At 47.9% G+C, this 12182-nt stretch carries 10 protein-coding genes; 6 read left to right on the top strand and 4 right to left on the bottom strand.

Going from position 1 to position 12182, the window contains the following annotated elements; genetic code table 11:
* Positions 1-37 precede the first annotated feature (37 nt).
* From topA to dprA, 4 genes are all read right to left on the bottom strand, one after another.
* Positions 38-2476: a type I DNA topoisomerase gene (gene topA / locus THICY_RS07695; RefSeq protein ID WP_013836048.1), complete on the bottom strand. Its 2439-nt coding sequence runs from the start codon at positions 2474-2476 to the stop codon at positions 38-40.
* Between the two features lie 76 nt (positions 2477-2552).
* Positions 2553-3572, bottom strand: coding sequence for a PA2778 family cysteine peptidase (locus THICY_RS07700; protein WP_013836049.1), 1020 nt, complete (start codon positions 3570-3572; stop codon positions 2553-2555).
* Positions 3572-3952 (bottom strand): DUF6627 family protein, encoded by a 381-nt coding sequence (locus tag THICY_RS07705; RefSeq protein WP_013836050.1) that lies wholly within the window; start codon positions 3950-3952, stop codon positions 3572-3574. Before THICY_RS07705 ends, THICY_RS07700 begins: the two co-directional genes overlap by 1 nt.
* A 117-nt stretch (positions 3953-4069) precedes the next feature.
* The gene (gene dprA, locus THICY_RS07710) at positions 4070-5251 is read right to left on the bottom strand and encodes a DNA-processing protein DprA (RefSeq protein ID WP_013836051.1); all 1182 of its coding nucleotides are present in this window, start codon (positions 5249-5251) and stop codon (positions 4070-4072) included.
* Positions 5252-5306: 55 nt separating this feature from the next.
* On the opposite strand from dprA, the gene def reads away from it, so the two are divergent.
* From def to THICY_RS07740, 6 genes are read left to right on the top strand one after another with little or no spacing between them, the layout of a single operon-like run.
* Positions 5307-5819, top strand: a complete 513-nt coding sequence (gene def, locus THICY_RS07715; RefSeq protein WP_013836052.1) for a peptide deformylase — start codon at positions 5307-5309, stop codon at positions 5817-5819.
* Complete coding sequence (gene fmt / locus THICY_RS07720) at positions 5819-6754, top strand: methionyl-tRNA formyltransferase (protein WP_013836053.1); 936 nt, start codon at positions 5819-5821, stop codon at positions 6752-6754. Before def ends, fmt begins: the two co-directional genes overlap by 1 nt.
* Positions 6754-8055 carry a 16S rRNA (cytosine(967)-C(5))-methyltransferase RsmB gene (gene rsmB / locus THICY_RS07725; RefSeq protein ID WP_013836054.1) on the top strand — a complete coding sequence of 434 codons (1302 nt, stop codon included), beginning with the start codon at positions 6754-6756 and terminating at the stop codon, positions 8053-8055. Before fmt ends, rsmB begins: the two co-directional genes overlap by 1 nt.
* The gene (locus tag THICY_RS07730; protein ID WP_157862736.1) at positions 8033-8626 is read left to right on the top strand and encodes a DUF4390 domain-containing protein; all 594 of its coding nucleotides are present in this window, start codon (positions 8033-8035) and stop codon (positions 8624-8626) included. The genes rsmB and THICY_RS07730 overlap by 23 nt, the downstream gene beginning before the upstream one ends.
* Entirely contained in the window at positions 8627-10837 is a 2211-nt protein-coding gene (locus THICY_RS07735) for a sensor histidine kinase (RefSeq protein WP_013836056.1), read from the top strand. It abuts the gene before it with no gap.
* Positions 10837-12180 (top strand): sigma-54-dependent transcriptional regulator, encoded by a 1344-nt coding sequence (locus THICY_RS07740; protein WP_013836057.1) that lies wholly within the window; start codon positions 10837-10839, stop codon positions 12178-12180. Before THICY_RS07735 ends, THICY_RS07740 begins: the two co-directional genes overlap by 1 nt.
* Positions 12181-12182 lie beyond the last annotated feature (2 nt).

A 12182-nucleotide genomic window follows, 5' to 3' on the forward strand; every position in this document is an offset into this window, starting at 1 on the left:
CATTAAACCTAATAGTAAATCTGTTGTAAGTAGCCGGTTATTTTTTTGCGGTCACTTTCTTTGTCGTTGTTTTTTTAGCCGGTGCTCTCTTGGCCGCCGGCTTTTTCGCCGCCGCGGCGCGACCCCGTTTTTTCGGTGGCGGCGCCGCCGCTAAACGCGTTTGACACTCTTCAAGAGTTAACTCCATCGGGTCTTCATCTTTGGCAATTTTAGCATTCACTTTAGTCACAGTATCGGTGATGTAAGGCCCCCAGCGCCCTTTCAAAATTTTGACATCTGTACTTGGGAAACTACGCACAATTTTATCGGCATCGGCTTGAATTTTGGCTTCAATCACGAGTACCGCTTCTTCAAGCGTAATGCTAAGCGGATCATAGCCTTTAATCGGCGCAAATTGTTTTTCGCCATACTCTAGGTAGGGACCAAAAGGCCCTTGTTTCGCAGTAATGGTTTGACCTTGTTCGACACCAAACGGGGTGCCATCAGCGGCCGCCGCATGATAGGCTTCGGGCATATCACCCAACACCCGTGGTAACTTAAATAGCTCTAAGGCTTCTTCAAGTTTAATCGTATCCATTTTTTGACCCGGTTTCAGGCTGGCAAAGGTGGGTTTTTCATCATTTTCGCCATCACCGAGCTGAACGAAGGGGCCAAAGCGACCAATTTTGACCAGCATCGGTTTACCGGTCTTCGGATCATTGCCGAGTAACCGTGCCTGGCCGGCTTCTTCACGAGATAGCGTTTCGGCTAGCTCAACATTGGGGTGAAACTTATGATAGAAGTCTTCGAGCATATCCTGCCAGGCCTGCTGACCCATCGCGATTTGGTCAAACTTAGCTTCTACTTGGGCGGTAAATTGAAAATCTAACACCTGACCAAAGTTCTTGACCAAAAAGTCGTTGACGATTCCGGCAATGTCCGTAGGAAACAGTTTGTTTTTTTCGCTACCGGTAATTTCTTCGAGGGTTTCAGCCTTGACTTGTCCAGCCTGCCAACTCAGCAGACGCACCGCACGAGGTGAGCCTTCGCGATCTTCTTTAATTACATAGCCACGCTGTTGAATGGTATCAATCGTAGGGGCATAAGTAGACGGACGTCCAATACCCATTTCTTCTAAGGTACGTACTAGGCTAGCTTCATTATAACGGGCCGGCGCGCGACTAAAACTTTGCTTCGCTTGCAGCAGGACTGGTTGCAGATTTTGACCAACTTTTAACGCGGGTAACAGCACATCTTGATCCTTTTGACCATCGAGGTTGTAGACTTTCATAAAGCCTTCAAAGGTTACGACTTCGCCTTTGGCGACAAGTAGTTCGTTGTTGGAAGGGGCAATCGCAATATCTACTTGGCTGCGTAATAACTCGGCCTCACTCATTTGCGAGGCCAGGGCTCGAGCCCAAATCAATTGATATAAACGCTGCTCATTTCGCTCACCACCCACCTCAGTTACGGAAAAATCGGTCGGACGAATGGCTTCGTGCGCTTCTTGGGCATCGGCTTGCTTGGTTTTATAGCGACGAGGATGGCTGTAATTAGCACCAAAACGCTTGGTGATGACATCCTTAGCTTGCCCAATCGCCACTTCCGACAGATTAACCGAATCAGTACGCATATAGGTGATCTTGCCAGACTCATATAATCGCTGGGCAATGACCATGGTTTGTTTGACTGAAAAGCCCAGCTTTTGCGAGGCTTCTTGCTGCAAAGTCGAGGTCGTAAACGGCGGTTTTGGCGAGCGTTTGGCAGGTTTTTGATCGAGTTGTGCAACACTAAAGGTCGCGCCCGTTAAACTGGCTAAATAGGCTTGCGCACTGGCTTCATCGTCAAAAGCAGCCAGACGTTTAACCGGCAACATTTCATCTGGCTGACCTTGCGCATTTAATGTGTAGAGTTCGCCAGAAACCTTAAAACTCGAAACGGGTGTAAAGGCATCTATTTCTCGCTCACGCTCAACAATTAGACGCACAGCCACTGACTGTACGCGCCCGGCTGATAAGCCGGTACGAATTTTTTTCCACAAAATGGGGGAGAGCTCAAAACCCACTACCCGGTCTAGAATACGTCGGGCCTGCTGGGCATTGACTAAGTTCAAATCCACCTGACGCGGATTCGCTACCGCCTGCGTAATCGCCGGCTTGGTAATCTCATGAAACACGATGCGCTTGGTTTCAGCTACATTCAGGTTTAAGGCTTCGGCTAAATGCCAGGCAATCGCCTCTCCCTCGCGGTCCTCGTCCGTGGCCAACCAAACGGCATCTGCCTCTTTAGCTAATTTGCGTAATTCCGTGACGGTTTTTTTCTTGTCGGGTGAGACTTCATAACTGGGTAAGAAACGATTAGGGATATCAATCCCCATACCCTTTTTGGACAGGTCGCGAATATGACCATAGCTAGAACGAACCACAAAGTCCTTACCTAAGTACTGCTCAATGGTCTTGGCCTTTGCTGGCGATTCCACAATAACTAAGTTCTTCATTCACCTCAACCTAAAAAATTGTTTTGCACATTAAATGCAGGCATTCTACCGAAAACTTGATCAATACCCAATAAAATCAATTCAGGCATCGCAGTATCTCACAATCTGTAAAAGATAATGGTGCAAGTTGGTCTAAATCCGTAACACCCAACTGCGTGGCTGTTTGACTCAAAAATGGGGCACCGGGCTGGCGCTGCCACCCACATTGCAAGGCCTGCTGGGCTAAGTTAGGACACCCCTGCGCGTCAAGCCACACTGCCCAATTATTCCACAGCTGCGCCGAATCTGCGTGCTGAGGCCAAAGCTGTGCTAACAGCGCATCACCGGCTGACCAGGCCTGCTGGTCATAGTGATGATTGAGCAGAGCTAAACCCAATGGCAAAAACTCTGGCCACCGCTGATAGCCTGACGCATAGGCGGCTTGAGCCGCTGTGACCTGCCCAACTGATTCGAGATCAAACGCGCGTTGAAACCAACCACGTGCTTGCGCAAATGGCGGCGGTTTAATAGGGTCTGCTAACACAATTCCCCAGTAATCACCTCTAGCCCAAGTTCGCTCAAAAACACCCGTTTTAGTTAAACGCCTAGGCTCATTTTCCGAACGTAAAATCCAATCTCCTGCACGGCGATCAAATCCGACCACTACCGCGTAATGCCATCGCGGCACCGATTCTAAACCCAGGTTTTGCAGCACCAACACAGGATAACCGGCCAGAACCGCTTCTTCCAACGCCGCCAAATTACCCGGAATCTGATAGGGCAACCAACCAGCTTGGCGCACGACGGCCATTAACTCAATTTGTAAGGTACCGGCCTTTTCAGGAATAAACAACCGACCGATTAAGTCTTCTGGGCCAACATCATCCCCTTGGTAAGCCATCATACTGGCCAAGGCCGCAGGTCCACAATAGTAGTCTTGATTTGGAAAAAAAGGGACCTCTAGCAACTCAAACTGCATCGTTGCACTGGTTGCTTGCAACCAGGCCTGGCTTTGCTTAGGCGTCGCACAGCCGCTTAACCAAAGCACAGACACCAAAAACAAAACACCCAGCCAAAGCCGGGTGTTGAGTGGCCATTTAAGGGCAGTAGGGGCCATTATCTAACCGGATGAATGAATGGGAAAATATCCGTTGCGCCAATGACGTCTGTCACCACAAACACCACAAAGATAAACAACGCGATACCAACAACACCCGCACCCGCTGGTAAATCTTGTAATTGACTGTGTAATTGCGCAATTTCGGCATCGGTCATAGCCGCAACACGTTGCTCAACCTCCATTACCGACACGCCCATCGCAACTAACTGCTGTTGAACGTCAGCACGACTAATCTGCTGCATGACTTGATCACGCAACTCTAATTGCGCCTCCATAGCGGCTAATTCCGCATTAGAAATCATGCTCGCTTGCGCACCCATGCTTGCGGCACCTAAAACAATTGCGGCCAAGACACCACCAAACCATTTTTTAATCATTACATGCACTCCACTTAATCAATAAAAGATAAATTGAACCGTAAAACAGACCGTTTAAGTTTATCCGCAAAGATTCCCTTAACTCAAGCGAAATATAACGTCGATTGATGATGAGGACTAACTTCGCTGCCAGCGCCCAGCCGATAGACCCTGACATAACCCAGCCAATTCCAACATCATCATCGCTGTCTGTACCTCGGCGGCATTGTAATCACTTAATGCCATCAACTGCTCTAAAGAAACCGGTTCAAACTCCATCAAACCATAAAGTTGACGCTCTTGCTCCGATAAACTATCGAGCTCTGGCGGTTTCTGAGTTGCCTTGTCCTCGTCTAAGTTGGTCAAACATAGCTGACCCGATAGGGCTTGATGTTGTTGTAGTAACGGCCACAAGTCTTCCAAAATGTCGGTCACCTGCTCAACTAACTTTGCGCCCTGGCGAATGATGGCATGAGGTCCACGTGCCAGACTATTTTGAATGCTACCGGGTATCGCAAACACCTCCCGACCCTGCTCTAGTGCTTGCCTTGCGGTGATAAGCGAGCCACTTTGCAACGCCGCCTCTACGACTAAACAGCCTAACGCCATACCACTGATAATACGATTGCGCTGTGGAAAGTGATGCCGTAGTGGCGGCGTGCCAAGCGGATATTCGCTGACTATCGCGCCTTGCTCGACAATCTGATCCGCCAAACGCTGATGTGCTTTTGGATAGACTTGATCTAAACCGGTACCTACCACCGCCAGAGTACCCGCCAAGCCCTGTAATCCGCCTTGATGGGCCGCCGCATCAATGCCCCGCGCCAACCCGCTCACGATTTGCAAGCCGGCGTTCGCTAAGGCTTCAGCAAAATCGGCTGTCACAGCTAAACCTTGACGAGTGGCATGCCGACTGCCCACTATCGCAAACTGGGGCTGTTGTAAGCAAACAATATCCCCCTTTACAAATAGCGCAATCGGTGGGTCAGCAATGGTTTTTAGCAAGGGTGGATAGGCGGCATCTCCAAGCAAGACCAAATGATTTTGGGGTTGCAACAACCACTGATCCAAAGCCTCAATCGCCTGCTCAGTAACCCCAAAACATCGGGCAACGGCTTCACCACGCCAACCTGCAAGCTGAGACCAGGCCTGCGGATCGGCATCATAAATAGCCTCCCAACTCGGAAAAGAATGCACCAACGCTGTAAGTCCTTTTAGGCTCGCCTGCCCCAGCACCAAACGCTTAATGAGTAGGGGTGGAATGCCTAGCGGTGCATCAATGCTAAAACTTGTCTGCAGGTCGGTCAGTAGAATGCTCATATTTTCGCTATAATAAGAAATAAATTTAATTTAAAAACTAAGTATAACTACTAATATGCAAAAACTCGAGCTTGTTTTGTATCCGGATACTGGATTACGCGAAAAATGTCGTCCCGTGGCGGAAATGAATGACCGTATTGATCGATTGATCGATGATATGTTTTATACCATGTACGAAGCACCAGGCATTGGCTTAGCCGCGCCACAAGTAGCCGTACAAGAGCGGGTTATTGTGGTTGATGTCAGTGAAGATAATTCCAAACCCATCGCCTTGATTAACCCTGAAATCATTGGCGCCGAAGGCGATATTAGTTGGGAAGAAGGCTGTTTATCACTGCCTGGGATTTATGGTGAGGTTAAACGTCCACGCCATATTAAAGTTCGTGGCTTAAATCGCGATGGTCAGCACACTGAAATGATCGCCGATGATCTACTTGCGGTTTGCATTCAACACGAAATTGACCATTTAAACGGCGTGCTATTTACCGATCACTTGTCCACTCTCAAGCGCACACGCTTACTACACAAATTTAAGAAAATGCAAGCGGCTGAACGAGGACAGGACTAATGGGTTATCGGATTCTGTTTGCAGGCACACCCGAATTCTCGGTCGCACCGCTACAAGCCCTGCTCGACTCTGAGCATGACGTTGTTGGGGTTTATACCCAACCTGACCGACCCGCCGGTCGCGGACGCAAACTGACACCCAGCCCGGTCAAACAGCTCGCACTGGTGCACCAACTTCCGGTTGAGCAACCCGAATCACTCAAAACTACCGATGCACAAGCCATCCTTGCCAGCTATCAAGCCGATTTAATGATAGTAGTGGCTTACGGTTTACTGCTGCCACCAGCGGTACTGACCACGCCAAAACTCGGTTGTTTAAACATCCACGCGTCCTTATTGCCCCGATGGCGCGGTGCGGCACCGATACAGCGGGCCATTGCTGCGGGTGATGCGATAACGGGCATTACCATTATGCAAATGGATGCCGGACTCGATACCGGCCCCATGCTCTATAAAGCTGAACTTAGCATCAATACTGATGACACGGCACAAACGCTTCATGACAAATTAGCCCCACTGGGAGCAGATGCCTTGTTAGCCACACTAGCTCATTTACCTAATTTGACGCCAGAAGTTCAAGATGATGTGCAGGCCTGCTATGCCGCAAAGCTAACCAAGGCCGAAGCACAGCTGAATTGGCAACAACATGCCGAGGAGTTGGTGCGACAAATCCATGCCTTTAATCCTTGGCCGATGGCTTTTTCGCTCTTAGATGAGCAACCTTTACGTCTGCTGAACGCGGAAGTGGTCACCACGCATACCGAGCATATGAACGATCAACCTGGCGAAATCATCCATCTTGATAAAGACGGGCTTTATGTGGCTTGTGGGCAAGGACAAGTCCGATTAACCCAGGTGCAACCCGCCGGAAAAAAAGCGATGAGTGCCTACGATTTTGCCCAGGCGCGTAACCTGCTGGGACGGGTGTTGCGCTAATGTCTCGTCACCTGGCACTCAAAGCGCTACTACAAGTCACCCAACACGGCAAATCACTGAGTCAGGTGATGCCTGAAATTTTGCCTCAAATAGCGGACCGTCGAGACCGAGCATTTTGCCAAAACTTAGTTTTTGGTTGTTTACGCTGGCACGGTCGACTGACTGCGATTCGGGAATGCTTGCTCGACAAACCAATGCGCGCCAAAGATGAAGATGTGAATAGTTTAATTTTGCTGGCACTCTATCAAATCCTGTATCTCGACACGCCCAGTCATGCCGCAGTTGCAGAAACCTTAAAAGTGGCGCAAAAACTAAAAAAACCATGGGCTAAAGGTCTATTGAATGGACTGTTACGCCGCTTTATTCGTGAACAAACCGAGGTGCTGGCAAAACTGACAAATACACCGGCGATCGAGCAAGCCCATCCGCAATGGCTGGTAGATCAATTAGCAGCGGCCTATCCTGACGAATATTTAGCGGTATTAGCGGCGAACAACAGTAACCCGTTAATCACGCTGCGCGTTAACCCCACCCAATGCCCAATCAACGATTTTATAGACCAGCTGGGTAAAGCCGAGATCCTCGCTACGACGCATCCTGCCAGCCCTGATGGTTTAGTATTGCAACAACCAACGGATATAACCACTTTACCCGGCTATGGCGAGGGCTGGTTTAGCGTCCAAGATATTGCAGCTCAACAAGCCGCCGCTCTACTAGCGCCACAACCCGGTGAACGCATCCTCGATGCTTGTGCCGCACCCGGGGGCAAGACCACCCATTTACTGGAATACGCGAATAACAAGCTAGACCTGTTAGCACTGGATAAAGACCCTGATCGGCTTAGACGTGTCGCCGAAAATTTAGCTCGACTGCAGTTGAAGGCTAACTTAAAAGCCGCCGATGCCGCAAATTTAGAGACCTGGTGGGATGGGAAACTTTTTGACAGAATTTTATTAGATGCGCCCTGCTCGGCGACGGGTATCATTCGGCGTCATCCCGATATTAAGTTGCATCGTCGTCCCGAGGATATAGCGGCACTACAGCCTATTCAAGCAGGCCTACTGCACCAACTCTGGTCAACACTTAAGCCCGGTGGCCACTTGCTCTATGCAACCTGCTCTGTTTTGCCACAAGAAAATAGTGAACAAATTTCCGCCTTTCTGGCAGCACACCCGGATGCTCAACTGGTACCCATTACGCCACCGATGGCATTAACTTCTGCGACGCAGGTCGGTTGGCAAATCCTGCCCGGCCAAGCAGGCATGGATGGTTTTTACTATGCACTTTTGGCAAAACGTTAAGCTCAGCCTGCTCATCTGCTTCCTGGTCACTGTGCCATTGAGTGCTAGCGCCATGACACCAAAGGGTGAAATCACCATTATTCATTTAAATGAATCACAACAAGGTGGGCAATTACTTCTGGATGCACAAGGCGACATTCTCTTGTCACCAGGCCTGATGGAAGCCATTGATAAGGGCATTAAGGTCTATTTTAGAACTCAAGTTGAAGTGCGCCAGCAAAAATCGGGCTTAATGGCTTGGCACCAACCGGTTATTACCCAGATTGATTACCTAACCGAGCTCAGCTACTCTCGCTTCTATCAACGCTACACGCTAGTCAATCAGCGCAATGGCAATGTCAGACATTTTCAAAACATTAACCAAGCCCTCAATACGTTAACTCGACTGCAGAGCTTTCCATTGTTGCCGATGTCGCAACTGCATCCCGGACTGGACTACCAAATTAGACTAAAATTTTCGGTAGACTATTGGCAATTAAATGCGCCACTATTAACCCATGCCTTATTCAATCGCGATTGGCGCTTAGCCAGTCGGTGGAACCATGTTCCCGTTCAACTAGGACGAATTTAAGTGTTCAGACGTAGCCAACAATTTTTTAGAAGTTATGGTTGGATTCTACTGAGTACCCTACTGCTCATTAGCGCCCTTGCGGTGATGCGTTATTTATTACAGCATGCACCGGACTTGGTTTCTTATTATCTTGCCTTGCTAATTTTCAGCCTGATGGCCAGCTTGGCCTTGTTAGCGATATTGGCACGAAGTTTAGTCAAACTGTACCAACAATACCGGCGAGGCGAATCGGGCATTCAAACGACCGTTCAGTTGTCGGGGACGCTGTCTCTATTACTCGCCGTGCCTATTATGATTTTATTTTATTTTTCGCTCAGTGTGATTCACCAGAGCATTGACCAATGGTTTGACTTAAAAACCGAAGAAGCCTTAAGTGATGCGAGTGCACTGGTTAGAAGTAATTTAGACAATGCCACGCGCGACCATCTTAATGCGACTTTGCGCACTGAGGAGCGCTTTCGAGAAGCCTTAATTCAGCGACCCGCGTTTAGCATTAATGATCTACGCGAAACGCTAAATGCCCAAGAGGTTTCTCTTTACCAAAGCAATGGACAATTGATCGCTTTTAGTAATGCCTTTGGTTTAACCATCCTACCAGAGCGCCCTGCTGACAACTTACTGCAACAGGTACGTCAGCGCAATAACTACGCGGCATTAGAAACACAATTGAATAATGAACAAGACATTATTCGCGTACTCGTACCGGTTATTGATCCCTTTTTAAATCAAACCTTTGCGCTACAGGCCATTTTTACCGTGCCAGATTATATCACCCGTTATGCCGAATCCGTTCGACTCGCTGAAAGCCAGTATCAGGAGCTCAATTACCTACGCCAACCCCTAAAAACCAGTTTTAGCCTGCTGTTGTTTTTGGTTGTTTTAGGAACCCTTGTCAGTACGATTCTTTTTACGATTCAAGCGGTTCAAAATCTAACGCGCCCCATTCGACAACTGATCCAAAGTACCCAGCGAGTCGCCGATGGCGACTACACGACTGTTATGCCTATCGAGCGCAATGATGAATTTGGTCGCCTGATCCAATCGTTTAATGTTATGACGCAACAAGTGGCTAAAGCGCGTAATGATATTAAGCTTAACCATCAACAAACCGAATTACAGAAACTCTACTTTCAAGCGGTTATCCGCAACCTGACCAATGGCGTGATCACTTTTGATACCCAACGACGGTTGCGTACCTTTAACAATCGTGCCATAGATATTCTCAAACTCCATCATCACCCGCTGACAGGACAAGTATTTAGTGAGGTTTTTAATGAAATTCAAGATCCTCATTTGGCACCACTGATTAAGCGGCTTATTAATAAATTACAAAAACCGCAACAAACCGATGATAAGACACTTTACAAAGACCACCAGCCCTGGGCATTTGAGGTTTCGCTTCAAATCGACAATGAACAACGTATTTTACGCGTCCAAGGCGCAAGCTTGACTACCCTGGATCACCAACTAGCCGGTTATGTGTTGGTACTCGATGACATTACCGATTTAGTGCAAGCCCAATTACATGCCGCTTGGGGTGATGTAGCGCGACGTTTAGCGCATGAAATAAAAAACCCACTTACGCCTATCCAGTTGAGTGCGGAACGTTTGGCATTTAAACTGATGCCAAAACTCGATGAAAACGACCAAGCCTTGTTGCAACGGATGACCCAAACCATTACACAGCAGGTGCAAAGTATGCAAAGTCTTGTGCAAGCATTTATTGATTATGCCCATACACCGGACTTAAACTTAGCCGATACCAACCTAAACGATTTGGTTCAGGAAATTGCTATTCTCTATCAAACCAGCTTACCCGCTAACTGCCTTGAGTTGAACCTCTACAAAGGGGACATTAGGGTATCTGTAGATGCCAATCGTATTCGCCAAATGCTTCATAACCTGGTTAAAAACGCAATTGAGGCACTAGCAGAGCAACCAAGCCCACTGGTGACAATCAGTACAACGGCTGCAAATAACCCTGAACGTATCTGTTTATCAGTACAAGATAACGGACCTGGCATACCTAATGCGGCAGATAATTGGGTGTTTGAACCCTATGCGACAAATAAACCAAAGGGCACCGGGCTGGGGTTAGCCATCGTAAAAAAAATTGTTGAAGAACACCAAGCTCAAATTGAACTCAAAACCAATGAACAAGGCACTGAGTTTATTATTTGCTTTCATCGCCACAAAAAGGACGCTCTTTGATGCCTGGAACATTGCTAATTATTGATGATGAAAAAGACATTCGTCTATTAATGAAAGAAATTTTTGACGAAGAAGGCTATGACGTATTTTTAGCCAGCAATGGCACGCAAGGACAACAACTTTGGCAAGAGCATCGCCCCGATGTCATTTTTTTAGATATTTGGATGCCTGACACCGATGGGCTTACACTTCTAAAAAATATGGCACATGATCAATGGCTAGAGCATACCACTGTCATAATGATGTCTGGACACGGCACAATTGAAACTGCGATGGAGGCCACTCGACATGGCGCCTATGATTTTTTAGAAAAACCCCTTTCTTTAGCGAAAGTGATCTTAACCGCGGAGCGGGCGTTCGAGCATAATCGCCTAAAATCCGAAAACACCGCATGGCGACGTCAACAGCCACAAAACATCATGCCGATAGGCAAAAGTAAGGTCATTCGTGAATTACGCGATACCATTGCGCGTCTGGCAAAATATACGATGCCCGTGCTGATTAATGGCGAGGCCGGTGTTGGAAAGCACTTGTTTGCAAAAGCACTCCACAACCACTCGACCCGCCACCAAGCACGAATTACCGAAGTCCATGCCTTGGAGTTATCCGCAAACTTAGCCGATTGGCAACTCAATAGCGAGCAACCTAGCTTACTTGATCCACTAAAAGGCGGGAGCTTAGTGGTTTCTCATCTAGACCAGCTCAGTAGCGAGGCACAAAATTTTTTAGCCCAGTTGATCTTTGCACCCAATCAACAAGACAGCCAGTCGCAAAAATTGACCAAACTAGACCTGCGCGTTTTGTGCACAACACAACAGGACTTGGCGCCCCTGGTTGAGCAAGGACAATTTCGGGAAGACCTATTTAAACGCCTTAATGTTATGCCCATTCAAGTACCACCACTGCGCCAGCATTTAGAGGATATTCCTGACCTAGTCACACATTTTGTCGAACAAGCGGTATCCCAAGAAGGCCTGCCCAAACGAGAGTTTAGCCCGGATGATTATGCGGTATTACAACAACACACCTGGCCTGGTAACATTCGGGAATTAAAAAACCTAGTGCAACGACTACTCATTTTTGGCCAAACCCACCAATTAACACCGGCTGAAATTCAGCAAATGTTGACCGAGAAACATCTGCAACACTATAATGAAGTACAAATTGATACCGGCGTTCCACTTAAGCAGGCGAAAGAGATATTTGAAGCGCAGTATTTGAAAAAACTACTACTTGAAACCCAAGGCAACGTTAGCGAAGCTGCTAAAATGGCTGGCTTAGAGCGAACCCACCTCTACCGAAAACTTAAGAGCCTCGACATCGATCCAAAAGATCCTTTGTAGGA

The sequence above is a fragment of the Thiomicrospira cyclica ALM1 genome (genome assembly GCF_000214825.1).
Classification (GTDB): Bacteria; Pseudomonadota; Gammaproteobacteria; order Thiomicrospirales; family Thiomicrospiraceae; genus Thiomicrospira; species Thiomicrospira cyclica.

Bases quoted from the DNA above. Each gene is read 5' to 3' on its own strand.
- topA (WP_013836048.1), bottom strand. From the start codon at position 2,476: ATGAAGAACTTAGTTATTGTGGAATCGCCAGCAAAGGCCAAGACCATT.
- THICY_RS07700 (WP_013836049.1), bottom strand. From the start codon at position 3,572: ATGGCCCCTACTGCCCTTAAATGGCCACTCAACACCCGGCTTTGGCTG.
- THICY_RS07705 (WP_013836050.1), bottom strand. From the start codon at position 3,952: ATGATTAAAAAATGGTTTGGTGGTGTCTTGGCCGCAATTGTTTTAGGT.
- dprA (WP_013836051.1), bottom strand. From the start codon at position 5,251: ATGAGCATTCTACTGACCGACCTGCAGACAAGTTTTAGCATTGATGCA.
- def (WP_013836052.1), top strand. From the start codon at position 5,307: ATGCAAAAACTCGAGCTTGTTTTGTATCCGGATACTGGATTACGCGAA.
- fmt (WP_013836053.1), top strand. From the start codon at position 5,819: ATGGGTTATCGGATTCTGTTTGCAGGCACACCCGAATTCTCGGTCGCA.
- rsmB (WP_013836054.1), top strand. From the start codon at position 6,754: ATGTCTCGTCACCTGGCACTCAAAGCGCTACTACAAGTCACCCAACAC.
- THICY_RS07730 (WP_157862736.1), top strand. From the start codon at position 8,033: ATGCACTTTTGGCAAAACGTTAAGCTCAGCCTGCTCATCTGCTTCCTG.
- THICY_RS07740 (WP_013836057.1), top strand. From the start codon at position 10,837: ATGCCTGGAACATTGCTAATTATTGATGATGAAAAAGACATTCGTCTA.